The sequence below is a fragment of the Streptomyces sp. NBC_01190 genome, from assembly GCF_045039895.1.
In the GTDB taxonomy this organism is placed as follows: domain Bacteria; phylum Actinomycetota; class Actinomycetes; order Streptomycetales; family Streptomycetaceae; genus Actinacidiphila.
The window spans coordinates 4,501,243-4,518,423 of sequence record NZ_CP108580.1 but is presented as its reverse complement, the minus strand read 5'-3'; the positions used below and the strand labels follow the sequence as shown (position 1 = coordinate 4,518,423).

Here is a 17,181-nt window from a genome sequence, read left to right as displayed (position 1 = left end):
TGGAGCGTTTAAGGGTTCAGGTGTTCACGTTTGGCGGGTGTGTTCGCCGTCGGGTTGGGCCGGGACTCGCCGTCGCGCTGGGCTGGGCTGGACTGGGCCGGGCCGGGCCGAGTTGGGCTGGACTGGGCCGGGCCGGGCTTCTTCAGGTGGGGGCCACTTTCGGCCGCCGGACCGCCCGATGCGACAGGATGAGGTGCTGACGCATCGGCTCAAGAGGCGAGGGAACTGGGGGCGACATGAGCGACAGGCCACTGCTCAACCGCGGGCTGCACGGGCTCGGCACGACGATCTTCGCGGAGATGTCGGCGCTCGCGGTGGCGACCGGCGCGATCAACCTGGGCCAGGGCTTTCCCGATACGGACGGCCCGGAGGCCGTCCGCGAAGCCGCCGTCCGCGCGCTGCGGGACGGCCGCGGCAACCAGTACCCGCCGGGCCCTGGAGTGCCGGAGTTGCGCGTCGCCGTCGCCGACCACCAACGGCGCTTCTACGGGCTCGACTTCGACCCCGACACCGAGGTCCTCGTCACCGCCGGTGCCACCGAGGCGATCGCGGCCGCGCTGCTCGCCCTGCTCGAACCGGGCGACGAGGTCATCGCCTTCGAGCCGTTCTACGACTCCTACGCGGCCGGTATCGCCATGGCCGGCGGAGTCCGCGTCCCGCTCACCCTGCGCGCCCCCGACTTCCGCCCCGACCTCGACGCCCTCCGCGACGCCATCACCCCCCGCACCCGCCTGCTGCTCCTCAACTCCCCGCACAACCCCACCGGCATGGTCCTCACCCCCGCCGAACTCACCGCGATCGCCGAACTGGCCGTGGAGCGTGACCTGTTGGTGGTGACCGACGAGGTCTACGAACACCTGGTCTTCGACGGCGAGCACGTTCCGTTGATCTCGTTGCCCGGCATGCGCGACCGCACGGTCTCCATCTCCTCGGCCGGCAAGACCTTCTCCTTCACCGGCTGGAAGGTCGGCTGGGTGACGGGTTCGCCCGAATTGGTCGCGGCGGTCCGCACCACCAAGCAGTTTCTGACGTACGTGGCTTCAGGCCCGTTCCAGTACGCCATCGCCGAGGCACTCGCCCTCCCCGACACGTACTACGACGCCTTCCGCGACGACCTGCGGACCAAGCGCGACCTGCTCGCCGCCGGCCTCACCGACGCCGGCTTCCGCGTCTTCACCCCCCAGGGCACCTACTTCATCACCACCGACATCGCCGACCTCGCACCCGACACCGACGCCCTCACCTTCTGCCGCACCCTCCCCCAACGCGCCGGCGTCGTAGCCGTCCCCAACTCCGTCTTCTACGACCACCCCACCACCGGCCACACCCAAGTCCGCTTCGCCTTCTGCAAACGCGAAAACGTCCTCACCGAAGCCGCATCCCGCCTCCGCAAAGCCTTCAACGGCTGAGCACCACCCTCACAAGGCTGGGCTCAGCCAGGCTGATGCGGACCACGGCGACCCCCGCTACGGCAGGCGGGTGAGCGAGTGCTCCCACGTGATCGGGCTTCGCGGCCGAGCCGCGGTTCCTCAGCCGGTTCTGGTTTCGTGGACCTTTTTCAGCGGGCGTCTGCCTCGGGGCGCGGGAGTTCGTCGAGGTCCAGGGTGAAGGTGCGGCCGTCAGCAAGCGGGATGGAGAGCTTGCCGGTGCCGTACTTATGGGTGTGCGCAGCGATGTAACCGGTGGCGGTCGGCTCGGTATGGAGGACGACTTCCTGGGCGTACGGGTCAACCACCAGGTAGGCGGGAATGCCGTACCGGCCGTACTTCGCCGTGCAGTCGTCGTAGTCCTTGCGCGCCGAGGACGTGGAGACCACTTCCGAGATCAGCAGGACGTCTTCGAAGCTGTAGCGCTTGCCTTCTCGATGAGCATCCTCGCGGAGGATCGCCAGATCGGGCGCTGAGTTCTCATCGGCGGGGAAGTCGATGTAGACGTCAGAGGTGACTTTCGCGTGGCGGCCGAGAGCGAGAGCCGAGTCGATCTGCATCGACCTGATGGTGCTGGAGTGCTCTTCACTCTGCGGGGTCATGATCACCTTTCCGTCGGCCCCGAACAGGACCGTGTACCCCTTGGGGAACTCGGTGTGCACGATCGCATCGACGCTCATGGACGACTCCTTCCCGTGTGTGGTCAGAATACGGCGAACAGTCCGGCCTCACCGGACTCGACGAGTCGGAAACGAGGTCGATCGCACCAGGTGCATCAGGCCGACCGCCGGATGAGGACGGCCGCCCCCTCGTATGTGCCACTGATCAGCGGGCGGTACGTGCTTCGAGCCAGCGTGCCGCGGAGGTCTCATCCACCGAGTAGAACGCCTCCGCCGACTGCTTGCCGTCCACCTCCCCACCCCATGTGAAGGTCATGGGCCAGTTCCCGCGGCCGTAGTGCGCGTGGATATGCCGTGTGAGAGCAGCAAGCGATCCGCGCAGTTGCTCGCGCTCGATGCCGAGCCGATCGACGAGGACCGTCGTGCTGAATCTCGTACCGGGGTGGCCGGCCAACACATCGAGGACCGCCGCGACCCGGCTGATCGACGGCAACTTAGTGGCAGCCAAGGAGCGGAGGTCTGCCACCTCCCACTCGGCATACGGCCGGTTCGCGTCCGGATCGGCGCCCTTCGTACCTCCAGGCAGGGGACTTTCCGCTCCGAGGTCTGCGCTCCCGTCCAGTTCGGCGATGAACGCGTACACCTTCATGACGTACTCCTGCGGCACATGAACAGCGACAAACTGCCGATCTCGGTCTTCCATGACCCGCCTCCTCTCCTGGTACACCATCTACCTAAATAATAGACAGTATATAGACGACAAGATGCTGTCTACAGCATCCAGCAGACGGAATTTCCCGAGGACTGCCATCCGCCGTTTCGTGAGCCCCGCACCGGGTGCCGAGCGTTCACTTGAATGGGTGTGTGAACGAGGAGTGGCCTGGGTGACGGGGTCGGCGGATCTGGTCGCGGCGGTCCGGACCACCAAGCAGTTCCTGACGTACGTGGCTTCAGGCCCGTTCCAGTACGCCGTCGCCGAGGCACTCGCCCTCCCCGACACGTACTACGACGCCTTCCGCGACGACCTGCGGACCAAGCGCGACCTGCTCGCCGCCGGCCTCACCGACGCCGGCTTCCGCGTCTTCACCCCCCAGGGCACCTACTTCATCACCACCGACATCGCCGACCTCGCCCCCACCGACGCCCTCACCTTCTGCCGCACCCTCCCCCAACGCGCCGGCGTCGTAGCCGTCCCCAACTCCGTCTTCTACGACCACCCCACCACCGGCCACACCCAAGTCCGCTTCGCCTTCTGCAAGCGCGAGAACATCCTCACCGAAGCCACATCCCGCCTCCGCAAAGCCTTCAACGGCTGAGCACACCTCACCGAACCAGCACGCGCGGTGGACCACTGGGATGGCCCATGAGTAGAGACCTGGACACGGAGTCCATCGGTCAGAACGACTCTCCGGCGAGGGCTCAGGCTCCGAGTTGGCGTCGGCGCCGTTCGCGGGTGCAGGGCGAGTGTGGAGTGCGCGGGGTACGCGGCCGCAGGACTAGCGAGCGGGTGACTCGGGCCCATGCACCACCAATGGTACATGGACTAGTATTGGTACATGTCGATGAAACGTACGAACGTCTATGCGGACCCTGAGGATCTCGCGATCATCAAGGAGGCCGCTGCCCGCCGCGGTATCAGCGAAGCCGAGATCATCAGGCAAGGCATCCACCTCGCAGCCATGGCAAACCGGGTCTGGGACGAACCACTTTTCTCCCGGACCTTCGAAGGGCCTGGGCGTACTCCGTCCAAAGAGGACGTCCGCAACGCCGTGGCTGATGCCGTCCGGCGTGAGGGCGGCTCCGGAGTGACAGCGTGATCATCGTTGTGGCCGACACCTCGGGCCTGCTGGCCGCGCTGGACTCCACGCACCCCGAGCACCAGGGAGCCAACGAGGCGATCATGGCCGCCGGCCTCCTCGTGATGTCCCCGCTACTGCTCGCTGAGATCGACCACGTCGCGACCCGCGAACTGGGACGGGAAGCAGCCGTCAGCGCGATCGACGACATCCGGCGGTGGATGCGAGCGGGCCGGATCGTCGTACCGGAGATCACCGAGGCCCACCTCTCCGCCGCACAGACCCTGCGAGCCCGGTATGCGGCGCTCAACCTCGACCTCGCGGACGCTGTGAACGTCGCCCTCGCGGCTGAATATGACACGGACGCCGTCCTCACCCTCGACCGCCGCGACTTCCGTGCGGTGCGCCCGCTCGGTCGCCACAAGTCCTTCCGCCTTCTACCTGACGACTTGCCCCTGTGACCGAATGGGTGTGTGGACGAGGCGTGGCCTGGGTGACGGGGTCGCCCGAATTGGTCGCGGCGGTCCGGACCACCAAGCAGTTCCTGACGTACGTGGCTTCAGGCCCGTTCCAGTACGCCGTCGCCGAGGCGCTCGCCCTGCCCGACACGTACTACGACGCCTTCCGCGACGACCTGCGGACCAAGCGCGACCTGCTCGCCGCCGGCCTCACCGACGCCAGCTTCCGCGTCTTCACCCCCCAGGGCACCTACTTCATCACCACCGACATCGCCGACCTCGCCCCCGACACCGACGCCCTCACCTTCTGCCGCACCCTCCCCCAACGCGCCGGCGTCGTAGCCGTCCCCAACTCCGTCTTCTACGACCACCCCACCACCGGCCACACCCAAGTCCGCTTCGCCTTCTGCAAACGCGAAAACGTCCTCACCGAAGCCGCATCCCGCCTCCGCAAAGCCTTCAACGGCTGAGCACCGCCCTCACAAGGCTGGGCTCGGCCAGGCTGGCCTGGACCAGGGCAAGGGGGAGACGGGCGGAACGATCACAGGTGGCGGGCTGCGGCCCGCATGACGTGGGTGATGCGCGTCGATTCCGCTTCGCCCGGCTTTGACGAGTTGGTCTGGGTCGAAAGCCCAACCCCTCTGTTCCGGATGCGGCTCGGGGAGTAGCCTTCCCGGGTCGTTCCACGGCACCGGCGACAGGCCCGGCGGCCGGGGCCGCCCTCAGATGCGGATTCGCTGGTCCGACGGCTTGCGGGTGCGGGACGCTCGTCAACTGACGCGCTCGGCCTCCGATCCGCCGACACACACCTCCGCCGGTCCGCTGTCCAGCTGACCGTTCGAGCAAAGGATCCACACATGGTCAGGCTCTTCCGCGCGCGGGTGATCACGGTACTCACCACCGCGCTGGTCGCGATCGGGATCAGCGCCGCCGCCCCTGCGCTGGCCGATCCGTCCGCGCCGCCCCAGACTCCGACGGCGACCGCGTTCGACGGCACATCCACCGTGGGCCCGCTGTTCCGCGACGGGCTTGGCCAGTCCCATGGCTGCACCGCCAGCGTGGTGGCGAGCCCCCGGCATGATCTTCTCCTGACCGCCGCGCACTGCGTTTCGGGAACGGCCGCCGGCTGGCAGTTCGCCCCCGGCTACCGCGACGGGGACACCCCGGACGGTGTATGGACCGTCACTCACGCCTACGTCGACCCCCGGTGGAGCCGCGGCCAGGACCCACAGTACGACTACGCGATCCTGCAAGTCGCCGACCGGTCGATCAACCGCAAGAGGACAGCGATCGAGGACGTGACAGGCGCCAACGTCCTCGGCCCCGCGCCCCGCGCGGGCCAGACCATCACTGACGTCGCCTACAACGAAGGCATCGACGACCTGCCGATCCATTGCTCCAGCGCGGTCTCCTACACCGCTGAATTCCCCACCTTCAACTGCCACGGCTACGTGGGCGGCAGCAGCGGCAGCCCTTGGCTGTCGGAGGTGCCGGGCACCCGGCTGACCGAGGTGAACGGGATCATCGGCGGCCTGCACCAGGGCGGGTGCTATGAGTACACCTCCTACTCCTCGCCGTTCACCTGGCAGGCGGACACACTGATCCTTCGCGCCACCCTGGGGCTGCACCCCGATGTCGTACCGGCGGCCGGCAGCGACGGCTGCTGAAGCGCCGCCCACCCCGAGCCCGTGGGGTGGGCGCGACAGCAGCCACGAGTCCTGGTCCGGTCGAGGATGTCTTCTCGTGCGGCGTCTGGGTCTCCCTGAGCAAGGACAACTTCACCCGCGCCCTCGAGATGTGGAACACGGAGGGCCGCGAGGCCGAGAAGCCATACTCCGGCCGGCTCAGCACCGAACTCCGCTATCGTGCGGGCGGCGCACCGCGGAAGGAGCAGGGTGGGATCTTCCGGGGATTTGGTCTTTGGCCGCAGTGAGCGTGCGCTGGTGAAAGCGCCCGTTTCCAGCGGCCTCCATCAGGAGGTTCGGGACGGCATTCATGCGTGGCGGCCTCGGCCGGGCGGCTGGCAGACACTGCAACTCGACCACGGGCTATGGGAAGCGGCCGACCTTGCCGCGCTGGTCCAGTGGACCGGAGCCGCGGCCTGTTGTGCCTCCGTCTTCGACAGCGACACTGCGCTCATCACGGGGCTGGGGACCGACGGCCGGCAGTGGGACGCCTACCTGCACTTGGAACTGCTGGCGGCCAGCGAGGCGGGAAACCTCTGGGAGGAAGAGCCCGAGGCGCGGGTGACATGAGCGTATGGGTGACCACCCCCGCCTACGCGGCAGCCACCCGGCGCAAGTTGGCGGAACTGGATGCGACAGTGCCGGCCGATGCGCGGGCCGCTCTCGCCTGGGCCGCCAACGCCGGCTTCCACCGGCAAGGCCGACCCGGCCTCGATCGAGGCAATTCTGCGCTCCCACGAGGTCTTCGTGGAGGAGTCGTTCACGGCGCTGCTGAACAGACTGGGGTTTCCTGAGGCAGCAGAACCTGCTGACCAGGCCACGGTCTGACTGATCTTTTCGGGCCCGCCCGAGAACCGGAGGCGTCGGGCCCCACTGCCCCACCGTGCACGCGGATCTCTTCATACTGCGCGCCGCGAACTGATGTCACGGCAGGAGGCCAGCCGGCTCGCCGCACACGGAGACTGAGCGGGGATCGTCCGTCAGCGAGGCCCTCGGGCAGATATGGCTGCTGCCGAACGGGAGCCGCCTCCCACTTCCTACGCCGGGCCGGGCCGCGCCGGTGAGGCAGCTTTCAGCTGTGGACGATGCCGGCGGCGCGCGCATCGGCCAGCCACTGCGGGAACTCCCCAAGCAGCCGGTCGTAGAGGTCCGCGTCGGCGATGGATTTGGGAGAGCCCCCGGCGGCGAAGAACCCCGCGTTGTCGACCACGCGGCGGCCCGGCGCCGGGAGGTCGTCCAGCTTGTGCAGGAAGCGGAACTCGTCGTCGCCGAACCCGACGAACTGCCAGAAGATCGGCAGCCGAGCGGCCGTGCACAGGACATGCTCGGCCGCGGCCTTGGACGTGGGAGAACCGTCGGTCTGGAAGATGACGAAGGCCGGGTCGTCGGCGCCGCACGCCTCGTAGTGATCGATGACGGCCTGCATGGCGACGTGGTAGTTGGTACGCCCCATGTGGCCCATGGAGTCGTGCAGGGGATTGATCCGGTCGCGATACGCGTCGAGGCTGATCTCGGCGGTTCCGTCGATGTCCGTGGAGAAGAAGACAACGGGCACCACCCCGTCGTCATCGAGGTTGGCGGCCAGGGCGAGAGTCTGCTCGGCCAGGTGCTGCACGGAGCCGTCGCGGTAATAGCGGCGCATACTGCCGGAGCGGTCCAGGACGAGGTACACGGCGGCCCGCTCGCCGCCGATCCGGTTCTTGACCAGCGAGACCGCAGCGGTCTTGTACAGATCGACCAGGCCGGGAGCGTGGTCCGTGACCTTCTCCAGGTTGCTGGCGGAGGCGGTCCCGCCGGGTCTCTTGCGGTAGTCGATCCGCGCCGGCTTGCGGTAGTCGATGGTCATGAATCGTGATTCTCCTCCGATCGAGCCGCCTTCGTCCGGTTTCGCAGGACTCTCTCGGAGGACACCCCCTACCGCTGAGGCGGCGCGTGCACGCATCAGCGCACGAACGTCTACGCCGATCCGGAAGACCTCGCGATCATCAAGGAGGCCGCCGCTCGCCGTGGTATCAGCGAGGCCGAGATCATCCGGCAGGGGATCCATCTCGCGGCCATGGCGAACCGGGTCTGGGACGAACCGCTGTTCTCCCGAACCTTTGAAGGCCCGGGGCGTACTCCTTCCAAGGAGGACGTCCGCGACGCGGTGGCCGACGCGGTCCGGCGCGCAGACCTTGCGAGCCCGGTATGCGGCGCTCAATCTCGACCTCGCGGACGCAGTGAACGTCGCCCTCGCCGCCGAATACGACACGGACGCCGTCCTCACCCTCGACCGCCGCGACTTCTGTGCCGTCCGCCCACTCGGCCGCCACAAGTCCTTCCGCCTGCTGCCCGATGACTTGCCCCTGTGACGGGATGAGGGTGTGAACGAGGCGCTCGCCCTCCCACCCCACCACCGGCCGCACCCGAGTCCGCTTCGCCAGCGGCGGAAGGACGCCTATGGATGATGGCGGCGCCGTGAGCCGAATCCCGGGTGCTGGGTGGTCGCTAGGCTCGCGCCATGTCTGACGATCTCGGCTTTACGTGCTCACACTGCGGCGACCACCACGCAGAGCCCCCCATGGGCTATTCGGCCGAGGCTCCCGACGTCTGGGATCCCAGCTTTGAGACCGATCCGGACAGCATGCTGTCGTCCGACCAGTGCGTGATCAAGGGCTCGCACTTCTTCATTAGGGGCCTGATCGAGATACCGGTGATCGGCGGCGAGGACGTCTTCTCGTGGGGCGTCTGGGTCTCCCTGAGCAAGGACAACTTCGCGCGGGCCCTTGAGGTGTGGAACGCGGCGGGCCGCGAGGCCGAGAGGCCGTACTTCGGCTGGCTCAGCACCGAACTCGCGCTCTACTCCGAGAGCACCACCAACTTGAAGACCAACGCCCATACGCGACCGGTCGGAAGCCGCCCCTTCATCGAACTGGAGCCCACCGACCACCCACTCGCCGTCGAGCAACGCACCGGGATCACGCCGGAACGCGTGCGCGAGATCGCCATGGCTGTGCTGCATCCGGCGTGACCGCTCACCGGGCACGTCCGCGCCCGTCGTCAACACGGGAGGGAGTTCGGCGACCAGTCGCGGTGGGGGCATCCGCTATCGCACGGGGGCGCCCCGTCTCAGGCGGTGCGGGTGAGGACGGCTGCGGTTGGGGTGAGTGAGGTGACCTTGAAGGTGGCGCCGGCGAATTCCAGGGTGTCGCCCACGGCGGCCTGCTTGTAGGCGGCGACCGGGATCGCCGCGCAGTTGGCGCGGATCACCGCGGTTCCGGCGGTGGCGTCGACGGAGTAGAGGGCAGCGGACCAGCCGGTGGGGAGGAGCCGGCGGCCGCCGTTGTTCGACAGGGTCCAGGCCGAGCCCTTGGGCGGGAAGCCGTCGGACGCGGCGGCGCGCACGGCGGCGCCGGTGCTGAAGCACAGGCCGGCGTCGGCGCGGCCGCCCACGGCCTTCATCGAGGCCGGCGCCGCCGCCAGGGCGGTACGGGCGGCGGCGTCCTGCGGGACGAGCACGACGCGGTAGGAGCAGACCTGGGCGACGCGGTAGGTGTGTCCGGAGACGGCGATCCGCCCGCCCGGGGCGACGGTCCGGGCCGCCTGGCCGTCCTGGTAGCTCGCGCCGTCACGCAGCGTCGCGGTACGGGTCCTGCCGTCCGCTGTCGCCGCCGCGTACTGGACCCCTCCGCCGCCCGGCAGTACGAAGCCGCCGCCGCGCAGCACGTGGACGCTGCCCTCGGAGTCGGTGCCCGCGCACTCGGGGCCCTTGTCCCGGACCGGGGCCCCGGTGGCCGACGTGCTCGTGGGCCCGCCGGCGGGCGGGGCGTCCCCTCCCGAGCCGGAAGAGCCGCAGCCGGTCAGCGCCAGCAAGGCGGCGGCAGCCGTAAACCAGTACGCGGAGCGCCGGCCGGCGGGATACGGGTCACGCATCTGCGACCTCCCCGCGCGCCAGGACGATCCGGGTCCGGTACTCCACCTCGGCGACCCGCCAGGTGTCGCCGGTGATCTCGATGACGTCGCCGACCGTCATGTCGTCGTACCGCGCGACGGGCCGACCGCCCAGGGACACGAGGATGCTGCCGTGCACCGCGGGTTTCTGGTAGATGCTGGCCACAACGCCGTAGGTCTGTCCGTCGTGCTCGACGGTATACGGGATGTGGTAGAGCACCGCCCAGCGGCCGGCGTCGTCTTCGAACGGGTATTTCACGTGCTCGGCCATGGGCTCTCTCGTCGATACGTCGGGCGGCGGCTCGGTAGGGGCGAGGGTAAAGGGCAGGGGCATTCGGCACCGGGCAACCAAGGCGCCCAGGATGCTCAGGGCACCCAGAGCACCCGGCGCACCCGGCGCACCGAGTACACCTAAGGCACCTCGTACGCCTCAGGATCCTGAAAGTACTGGTCGAACTGGTCCTGCGTGACGTAGATCGGCGGATAGCCCTGATAACCCCACGGGTTGCCGAGGATGATCCTGCCGTCGGAGGTGAACCCGCGCACGTAGTACGCGTGGTTGCTGTGATACGTACCGCCCCACTCCTCGGGATGGTCCTTGTCCAGGCTCTCGTCGTCGGGCGTGGAGACCGTGACGGCCTTGCCCGCGTCGAACTGCTTCTTGAGCGTCGAGAAGCGCGTGTCCGCCACCGACTGAAGGCCGAGGAATCCGCCGCTCTTGTCGATGTCCGAGCCGGAATGGCCGGTCAGGAAGGGCGCGGCGTTCTTCGGGTCGTCGCCTTCGATCCCGCCGTAGCCGCCCGCTCCGTTCTCGTCCCTGTAGGTCTGCGCGAAGGCCTTCTCGTAGTACGCCGGCCAGGTGTCGCCATTGCCGTACGTGCTGATCGGGTCGCCGTTGGTGTCGCTGGGCAGGTCGGCGGTCACGGTGACCCACCTGGAGTTCCCGCTCTTGTCCCAGATCCGCACGCTGACCGTGCCGTTGGGATTCTGCTTGATGCCGTCCTGGATGAACCGCGGGTCCTTCAGGGCGACGGCGGACAGCGAGGCGACGAACCAGCAGTCGCCGAACTGGCGCTGGTTCACGTCGTTCGCCGAGACCGGGCCGTTGAAGAGCGGGTCGGTGGGGGCCTGCCAGTGGATACCCGAATTGTTCTGGCCGTTCTGGTTGTTGCCGTGGTTCGTGTACGCCGCGGAGTTCTCGAAGGTCGGCTGGATCTCCGGGAAGGCGGTGGTGAATGTGCCGAGGTTGTCGGCGCCGACCTTGGCCAGCATCAGGCTGAGCGCGTTCTCGCGCTCAGCCTCGGGCAGGCCGTTGTGGTCGAACGGGCTGAAGAAGGAGTCGCCGGTGTCGGACAGCAGCTTGTTGTAGTGCGCGAGGTCCGCCGGATCGGCCTTGGTGAACAGCGCGTCGAGCTCGGCCGACGTCAGGCCGGTCAGCTCCTTGGTGACTTTCTCCAGGTCGTCCCGGTTGCCGTTCACGCCGAAGTCGGCCCCGTTCAGGGCTTTGAGGGCCTTGAGGGCGTCGTCGACCTTCTTCCCGTCCGGCCCCGTCTCGTCGAGGAAGGCGACGCTCGGGTCGACGGGGTAGCCGAGCCCGGCGAACTTCTGCAGCGACTCCAGTTGGGTGATGCGGCGCTTCATCGAGGCCTGCATGTCGCCGAGTTCAGCGGTGAGCGACCCGGGCAGCCGGCTGGTCCCTAAGAGCGGGATCTGCGCCACGCCGCCGACAAGGTCCTGCAGATCGGGGTCGCGGGAGGCGCTCTGGCCGGGCGGCAGGTTCTGCTGCGCGGTGGTCAGTACGGTGGCGAGCCTGCTGTGGAGGCTGCCCGCGTTACGGGAAAGGCTGTCGAGTTCGGCCGCGAGGTCCGTCAGCTTGACGGGGTCGAAGCCCTGGAAGCCCATCAGCGGCCTCCCACCGTGCTGGTGGCGTTCTTGGCGGCCTTCGCCTCGCCCTCCAGTCGAGTGGCCTCGCTCTCCCACCGGACGGAATCCGTCAGCAGTGCTGACGCCATGGCGGCGAGTTTCGACTGGCGCTCCATCAGGGTGTGCGTGCACTGGTCGGCGAAGGGTCCCGCCCATATCGCCGGATTCCCGCCGGTGGCTCCTCCGGAGGAGTCACCGGAGGAACCGCCGGCACCGGACCTGCTTTCGCCGCCCCGCGGTGCCGCCTTGCTCACCGCCGCGTCCAGATAGGGCCCCAGGCTCCGCGCGATCGTGCGCGCCTGCGTGGCGCACTCCCGCAGTGTGTCCGCCCGTCGTTTCAACTCCGTGGCGTCGTCCGTCGCTCCCACTCACGTCCCCCGTACTCCGCCGCGGAGCCCGTCGGCTCACCTGGCATGAACCCTCCACAACTCCAGGGGAGCATAGTCACTGCCGCTCGGCCTGGCAGGAGACCGCACGTGTCGATCTATGTCCGGCCGGGTGTGTGAACGAGGTCTGTGCCGGGGTGACGGTGGCCGCGAGGCCGCCGGCGGCCGTGACGCCATAGCGGCCGGGACGGTGGCGAGGGGCTACGGCAGCAAGCTGAAGGCGGCCACGTGCACCGGTCTGACAGCGCCGAAATGCCGTCGGTCCAGTGTGGCTACGCGGTCCACACCGAAGCGCTCGGCGACGGCGATCACTGAGGCGTCGACTCCGCCGAGGGGGAAGTCCGCGTACTGGAGAATCAGCTCGCTCATACGCGTGAGGTCAGCGGGTGTGAGGTGGACAAGCTCGAAGGTGCCGCGGGCGACCTCGGTCAGGAACGCGGCTTCGACCTTCGGCCACCGCTCCAGCAGCCAGCAGACTTCGGTCAGGACCGGGCTGGGCAGCAGGCGGCGCCCGGTGAGCGAGGTCAGCAGCTCGGCGCACTCGGGGTGCCGCCGGTCCGTGGAATTGAACGCGGCGGCCAGGGGACCCGTATCAAGGACCGTGGCGATCACGCCGAGTCGCCGAAACGCTCGCGCATGCGCTCACGGATGTACTCGTCGTGTTCTTCGGCCAGATCTTCCGGGCCGTTGACACTGCCGATCAGGGCCAGGAGCCCGGCCGGCACCGACTCCTCGGCCTCGCGCCCTTCGACAGCGGGCAGCGACCGGGCCACCCGCGACAGCTCCTCGTCCTGAGTGACGAGGAGGCGCAGGCGGCGTACCTGGGTCGGCGTCAGCCGGTCCACCAAGTGGTGCATGTCCTCGTAGTCGAAAGCAGCGCTCACGGGCACAGTCTAGTGCCGCGAAGGGCAATGTTTGCCCGTGAAGGAGCGTCGTCCGGTGCTCCCCCACCTGCCTTCGCGTGGGGGCACCCCCAGATCGCAAGGCGGCCGGAAGTCCTTGTAGCGGAGCTACCAGGGCTTTCGGCCGACGCGGCGAGCGTGCGTGCCGGACGGCGCGACGGGGCAAAGCTTGCCGGGAGGGGCACTAGATCCGCCGCCCAGCTCCGCGAGCGGCACCGCGAGCGTTCATCCGAACGAGTGTGCGCACGAAGCGGGGCTGGGGTGCCGGGGTCCGCGGAGCCGGCCGCTCCCGGCGGTCCGCACCGCCAAAAGGTTCCCCAGCTTCGCCGGCACCGGCCCCTGCCTGCCGGTACGCGGTCACCGAGACCCTCGCCCTGCCCCACACATGAAACAAGCCCTCCCGCGAGGACCTCCGCTGTTCCGAGGTCAGGGACCCGCGTTCGGACAGGCCGGACAGGGCGGCCCGCGAGCCGGGCGCGGCGGTAGGTCCGGGGGGAGGCGCCCATCCTCCTGCCGCACCCTGCGTCACCGCGCCGCTCCCGTGGGTGCTTCCCGCGCCTGCGGGGGCTGGTTTACGATCCGGCGTGCTCTTGGAACACAGCCTGACAATCGCCGGCCGGCTACCGTCGCCGGACTTCGTCGCGGGGAGCAGAAGATGCCGTTGAAGGTGCCGTTACCCAGACCTGCTTCCTTGGCCGCCCACGTGCCGGCTCACGGCGTCGCCTGATGGACGTGTGGGTCGCGGTGGGAACACTCGTGGGAGTCGCCACGGCAGGGACCGCCGCCTGGGACCTGCGGATCCGTATCGCCGAGGCGAACGTACGCCGTCGCGCCGCGTCGGCCGGCCTCGCGGGGACATCGGTGACGCCGCCGCTCGGCGGAGCACCGGAACGGGTGCGCGGACGCGAACAGGTACTGACCCAACTGGAACGGTGGCTCCGCAAGCCGTCAGGATCCGTGGTCGTGATCGGCGGCATGGGCGGTACGGGCAAGTCGACCGTGGCCATGGCCCTCGCCCGCCGTGCCACGCGGACGCGGCGGGCGGTTGGGCGCCGGCACCGGCCTGTCTGGTGGGTGCAGGCCGCCGATTCCATCAGCCTTTCCGCGGGGCTCGCTTCCGTCGCGAGGCAGCTGGGCGCCGAACACACGGAACTCGACGCGATCGTCACCGGTGCCGCCGACGGGGCGGACCGCTTCTGGGAACTCCTGGACAAGGCGCCAGCCGGTTGGCTGCTGGTCCTCGACGGCGCCGACTCCCCGGGGATCCTCGCCGGCACCCGGGGCAGCGGGCTTCCCCCGGCGCCGGTGGGCGACGGGACGGGGTGGGTACGGCCGTCGCGCCGCGGACTGACCCTCGTGACCAGTCGCGACGCCGCCCAGGAGACGTGGGGACGGCACGCGCGGGTGGTGCGGCTGGGGCCGCTCGGCGAGGCTGAAGCCGCCCGGGCACTCCGCGACCTCGCACCCGAAGCGGGCGATGACGCCCAGGCGCGAAGGCTCGCTCGGCGCCTCGGCGGACTGCCGCTCGCCCTCCATCTGGCCGGAACGTACATGCGGTCCTCCGTCGTACGGCTGCCGACTTTCGCCGCTTACGGCGCCGCGCTCGACGAAGACGGGGGCCTGCGGCTCCTCGACCGCTCGCGGACGGACGACCGAGCGGTCGTAGCGCGCACCTGGGAGATCACCCTGGACGAGCTGGCGCGGACCGGAACACCTCACGCGCGTACGCTGCTCCGCCTCCTGTCGTGCTACGCCGCTGACGCCCCGATCCCGCTTGACCTGCTCGACAGCTCACGCGTCAGCCCCCTTCTCCCGGCAGAGCCGTCAGGCCGGGCCATCGATCGCGACCTCCACGTGGAGGACGGCCTGCGCGGACTCGAGAGGCTCGGGCTGATCGAGAGCCGACCGGCCGGCACGGAGCGCGGGATCGCGCTCCACGCGCTGGTGGTGGAGACGAACCGGATGCACTTGCCCGCGATGGTGGCTCCGACCGCCGCCGCCGTGCGGCAGACCGCCGTCGATCTGGTGGTCGACGCGCTGTCCGGACTCGAAGTCGACGCACCCGCGGACTGGCCGCGCTATCGCGTGCTCGGCGTCCACCTGCGCGCGCTGCTCGACACCGCCGCCCCCCACCTCGCAGGGGAGGGTCTGGCCACCCTCCTGCGCGCGACGTGGCTGACAACCCGCGCCTTGGACGAGAGCGGAGCGCACGATGTCAGCGAGCGGCTGAACCGAGCCGCGCTCGCTCATGTGCCGGGACCGGAGGATGTGGTCGGTCTCCACCTGCGCCATCAACTCGCCTGGCAGATAGCCGCACGAGGCGAGTACGCGGCCGCGGCGGCACTGTTCACCGAGGTGAGGGCGCTACGTACGCGGTTGCTCGGCGATGACCACCCGGACACGCTGGGCAGTAGTCACGAGCTGGCCTGGGTGGCCGGCTGCCAGGAGCGGTGGTCGGACGCGGAGGCGCAGTACGACCGTGTCCTGGCGGACCGTCGGCGCGTTCTGGGCGAGCGGCACCGCGACACGCTGCTGACCAGATTCGAACGCGCCTGGTCCATAGCCAACCAGCAGCGGTTCGATGAGGCGAAGGCCGAGTTGGAGCAGGTGTTGCGGGAACGCACCGCGCTGCTCGGCGCAACACACGACCGGACCGTGGGAACCCGTCACGAACTGGCCTGGATCGCCGCCAAGCAGGGACGTCTGGTCGAGGCGGAGCGGCTGTATCGCCAGGTGCTGGCCGACCGCCGGGGTGCGCTCGGCGAGGAGCACCTGCTCACGCTGACGGTTCGGCAGGAGCTGGCGTGGGTGCTGGCCTGTCAGGGACGCTTCCGCAAGGCGAAGGCCCACTACACCCAGGTGCTTGACGCCCGCCGCCGGCGCCTCGGCGCTGAGCACCCCGCGACCAGGGAGACACTCCACGCCCTCGAAGAACTCGGTCACCGCTGTACCGTGGACGCGCGGCATCTCGTCTGAATCAACGACCGAACCGTGCGCTCGGCCGACCGCCCGCGGGAAGCTTGTTCGGCCGATCGTCCGCCGGGCAGACGGCTCGGCTTCCGGTCGGCCGTGTCCGCTTCCATGCCGTCTGTCCGGAGTGACTCCCTTGTGGCATCCTGCTGTTCCGCCCGCGGGGGCCTCGCCCACGGAGCCGAAGGAGGCCGTGCTGTGCCGATATCCACTGGGCAGTTGACGAGTGCGATGGACGATCTCGGCCTCGCCGACCGGCCCGTCATGGTGCACTCATCGCTCCGCTCGTTCGGGGATCGCGTCGACGGTGGCGCGGACGCGCTGCTCGACCTCTTTCTCGCGCGCGGGTGCACGGTGCTGGTGCCCACTTTCAGCGAGTCGCAGTTCGGCGCGGTACCGCCGGCCGCGATGCGTCCGGAACGCAACGCCATCGATTACGCGGAGCTGCCCGCCGACGCGCCGGCCGTCCAGGACGTCCCCGAGTACACAGTCGACTCCACAGTCGTCAACGAGGGTATGGGGATTCTGCCGGCCCGCCTGCTCGCCCGCCCGGACGCCGAGCGCGGCCGGCACCCGCTGAACTCCTTCGCGGCGCTCGGGCCACAGGCCCACGATCTCATCGCGGCGCAGAGCGCGGCCGACGTCTACGGCCCGCTTCGGGAACTGGCCGGACGCGGCGGGGCGGTTCTGCTGATGGGGGTCGGACTGGACCGTATGACGTTGCTGCATCATGCCGAGCAGGCGTCCGGCCGGCGACTCCTCGTCCGCTGGGCGTGCGACTCCGGGGGCCGGGTCTTCATGGTGGAGACGGGGTCGTGCTCCGAGGGTTTCCCGCGGCTGGAGCCCGTTCTCCGACCGCTCGCCCGCACCGCGCGGGTGGGGGAGTCCGGTTGGGCGGCCTACCCGGCGAAGGAAGTGATCGACGCCGCCCGCGACGCCATGTGCGCCGACCAGACGGTGACACGGTGCGCGGACGACAGTTGCCTGCGCTGCCGCGACTCGATCGCCGGCGGCCCGGTCGGCCCCGCCCCCCTCGCCTGCCCCTCCCTTGAGCGTCGCCCTCGCCGCTGAGTACGTCACGGAC

18 protein-coding genes and 4 pseudogenes are annotated in these 17,181 nt (G+C 69.3%); 13 read left to right on the top strand and 9 right to left on the bottom strand.

Annotated features, from left to right (window positions below):
- Nucleotides 1–236: 236 nt before the first annotated feature.
- Nucleotides 237–1,409, top strand: coding sequence for a pyridoxal phosphate-dependent aminotransferase (locus OG519_RS18800; protein ID WP_405585083.1), 1,173 nt, complete (start codon nucleotides 237–239; stop codon nucleotides 1,407–1,409).
- A 149-nt stretch (nucleotides 1,410–1,558) separates the two neighbouring features.
- Here the strand turns inward: OG519_RS18800 and OG519_RS18795 are convergent, their stop codons facing one another.
- Nucleotides 1,559–2,107 (bottom strand): Uma2 family endonuclease, encoded by a 549-nt coding sequence (locus OG519_RS18795; RefSeq protein WP_405585081.1) that lies wholly within the window; start codon nucleotides 2,105–2,107, stop codon nucleotides 1,559–1,561.
- 145 nt (nucleotides 2,108–2,252) lie between these two features.
- The gene (locus OG519_RS18790; RefSeq protein WP_405585078.1) at nucleotides 2,253–2,750 is read right to left on the bottom strand and encodes a DUF6416 domain-containing protein; all 498 of its coding nucleotides are present in this window, start codon (nucleotides 2,748–2,750) and stop codon (nucleotides 2,253–2,255) included.
- Between the two features lie 172 nt (nucleotides 2,751–2,922).
- Between OG519_RS18790 and OG519_RS18785 the strand changes: the two are divergent.
- The 7 genes and pseudogenes from OG519_RS18785 to OG519_RS18755 form a co-directional block, all read left to right on the top strand.
- Nucleotides 2,923–3,363: pseudogene (locus OG519_RS18785) on the top strand (aminotransferase class I/II-fold pyridoxal phosphate-dependent enzyme); the annotation flags it as partial.
- 240 nt (nucleotides 3,364–3,603) lie between these two features.
- Complete coding sequence (locus tag OG519_RS18780) at nucleotides 3,604–3,864, top strand: CopG family transcriptional regulator (RefSeq protein ID WP_393670196.1); 261 nt, start codon at nucleotides 3,604–3,606, stop codon at nucleotides 3,862–3,864.
- Nucleotides 3,861–4,304 (top strand): PIN domain-containing protein, encoded by a 444-nt coding sequence (locus tag OG519_RS18775; RefSeq protein ID WP_405585075.1) that lies wholly within the window; start codon nucleotides 3,861–3,863, stop codon nucleotides 4,302–4,304. The genes OG519_RS18780 and OG519_RS18775 overlap by 4 nt, the downstream gene beginning before the upstream one ends.
- A 14-nt stretch (nucleotides 4,305–4,318) precedes the next feature.
- Nucleotides 4,319–4,771, top strand: a pseudogene (locus OG519_RS18770) (aminotransferase class I/II-fold pyridoxal phosphate-dependent enzyme); the annotation flags it as partial.
- A gap of 387 nt (nucleotides 4,772–5,158) precedes the next feature.
- Nucleotides 5,159–5,968, top strand: a complete 810-nt coding sequence (locus OG519_RS18765; RefSeq protein ID WP_405585072.1) for a trypsin-like serine peptidase — start codon at nucleotides 5,159–5,161, stop codon at nucleotides 5,966–5,968.
- Between the two features lie 26 nt (nucleotides 5,969–5,994).
- On the top strand, nucleotides 5,995–6,234 hold the full coding sequence (locus OG519_RS18760) for a DUF2199 domain-containing protein (RefSeq protein ID WP_405585069.1): 240 nt from the start codon (nucleotides 5,995–5,997) through the stop codon (nucleotides 6,232–6,234).
- Nucleotides 6,197–6,556 (top strand): hypothetical protein, encoded by a 360-nt coding sequence (locus OG519_RS18755; RefSeq protein ID WP_405593207.1) that lies wholly within the window; start codon nucleotides 6,197–6,199, stop codon nucleotides 6,554–6,556. Before OG519_RS18760 ends, OG519_RS18755 begins: the two co-directional genes overlap by 38 nt.
- Nucleotides 6,557–7,058: 502 nt before the next feature.
- Here the strand turns inward: OG519_RS18755 and OG519_RS18750 are convergent.
- On the bottom strand, nucleotides 7,059–7,832 hold the full coding sequence (locus OG519_RS18750; protein ID WP_405585066.1) for a vWA domain-containing protein: 774 nt from the start codon (nucleotides 7,830–7,832) through the stop codon (nucleotides 7,059–7,061).
- Between the two features lie 96 nt (nucleotides 7,833–7,928).
- On the opposite strand from OG519_RS18750, the pseudogene OG519_RS18745 reads away from it, so the two are divergent.
- The 3 genes and pseudogenes from OG519_RS18745 to OG519_RS18735 form a co-directional block, all read left to right on the top strand.
- Nucleotides 7,929–8,153: pseudogene (locus OG519_RS18745) on the top strand (CopG family transcriptional regulator); the annotation flags it as partial.
- A pseudogene (locus OG519_RS18740) lies at nucleotides 8,152–8,337 on the top strand (VapC toxin family PIN domain ribonuclease); the annotation flags it as partial. The pseudogenes OG519_RS18745 and OG519_RS18740, both read left to right, overlap by 2 nt.
- Nucleotides 8,338–8,546: 209 nt before the next feature.
- Nucleotides 8,547–8,996, top strand: a complete 450-nt coding sequence (locus OG519_RS18735; protein ID WP_405592824.1) for a DUF2199 domain-containing protein — start codon at nucleotides 8,547–8,549, stop codon at nucleotides 8,994–8,996.
- A 98-nt stretch (nucleotides 8,997–9,094) separates the two neighbouring features.
- On the opposite strand, the gene OG519_RS18730 is transcribed toward OG519_RS18735, so the two are convergent.
- From OG519_RS18730 to OG519_RS18705, 6 genes are all read right to left on the bottom strand, one after another.
- The gene (locus OG519_RS18730; RefSeq protein WP_405585064.1) at nucleotides 9,095–9,898 is read right to left on the bottom strand and encodes a hypothetical protein; all 804 of its coding nucleotides are present in this window, start codon (nucleotides 9,896–9,898) and stop codon (nucleotides 9,095–9,097) included.
- Nucleotides 9,891–10,187: a hypothetical protein gene (locus OG519_RS18725; protein WP_405585062.1), complete on the bottom strand. Its 297-nt coding sequence runs from the start codon at nucleotides 10,185–10,187 to the stop codon at nucleotides 9,891–9,893. The genes OG519_RS18730 and OG519_RS18725 overlap by 8 nt, the downstream gene beginning before the upstream one ends.
- A gap of 140 nt (nucleotides 10,188–10,327) precedes the next feature.
- The gene (locus tag OG519_RS18720) at nucleotides 10,328–11,818 is read right to left on the bottom strand and encodes a C2 family cysteine protease (protein WP_405585059.1); all 1,491 of its coding nucleotides are present in this window, start codon (nucleotides 11,816–11,818) and stop codon (nucleotides 10,328–10,330) included.
- Nucleotides 11,818–12,207, bottom strand: coding sequence for a hypothetical protein (locus OG519_RS18715; RefSeq protein ID WP_405585056.1), 390 nt, complete (start codon nucleotides 12,205–12,207; stop codon nucleotides 11,818–11,820). Before OG519_RS18715 ends, OG519_RS18720 begins: the two co-directional genes overlap by 1 nt.
- 219 nt (nucleotides 12,208–12,426) lie before the next feature.
- Nucleotides 12,427–12,837 carry a type II toxin-antitoxin system VapC family toxin gene (locus OG519_RS18710; RefSeq protein WP_405585054.1) on the bottom strand — a complete coding sequence of 137 codons (411 nt, stop codon included), beginning with the start codon at nucleotides 12,835–12,837 and terminating at the stop codon, nucleotides 12,427–12,429.
- Nucleotides 12,834–13,109 carry a hypothetical protein gene (locus OG519_RS18705; protein WP_405585051.1) on the bottom strand — a complete coding sequence of 92 codons (276 nt, stop codon included), beginning with the start codon at nucleotides 13,107–13,109 and terminating at the stop codon, nucleotides 12,834–12,836. The genes OG519_RS18710 and OG519_RS18705 overlap by 4 nt, the downstream gene beginning before the upstream one ends.
- A gap of 774 nt (nucleotides 13,110–13,883) precedes the next feature.
- Here OG519_RS18705 and OG519_RS18700 point away from each other — a divergent pair.
- Both OG519_RS18700 and OG519_RS18695 read left to right on the top strand, forming a co-directional pair.
- Nucleotides 13,884–16,103: a tetratricopeptide repeat protein gene (locus OG519_RS18700; RefSeq protein ID WP_405585048.1), complete on the top strand. Its 2,220-nt coding sequence runs from the start codon at nucleotides 13,884–13,886 to the stop codon at nucleotides 16,101–16,103.
- 192 nt (nucleotides 16,104–16,295) lie between these two features.
- Nucleotides 16,296–17,168, top strand: coding sequence for an AAC(3) family N-acetyltransferase (locus OG519_RS18695; RefSeq protein WP_405585045.1), 873 nt, complete (start codon nucleotides 16,296–16,298; stop codon nucleotides 17,166–17,168).
- Nucleotides 17,169–17,181 lie beyond the last annotated feature (13 nt).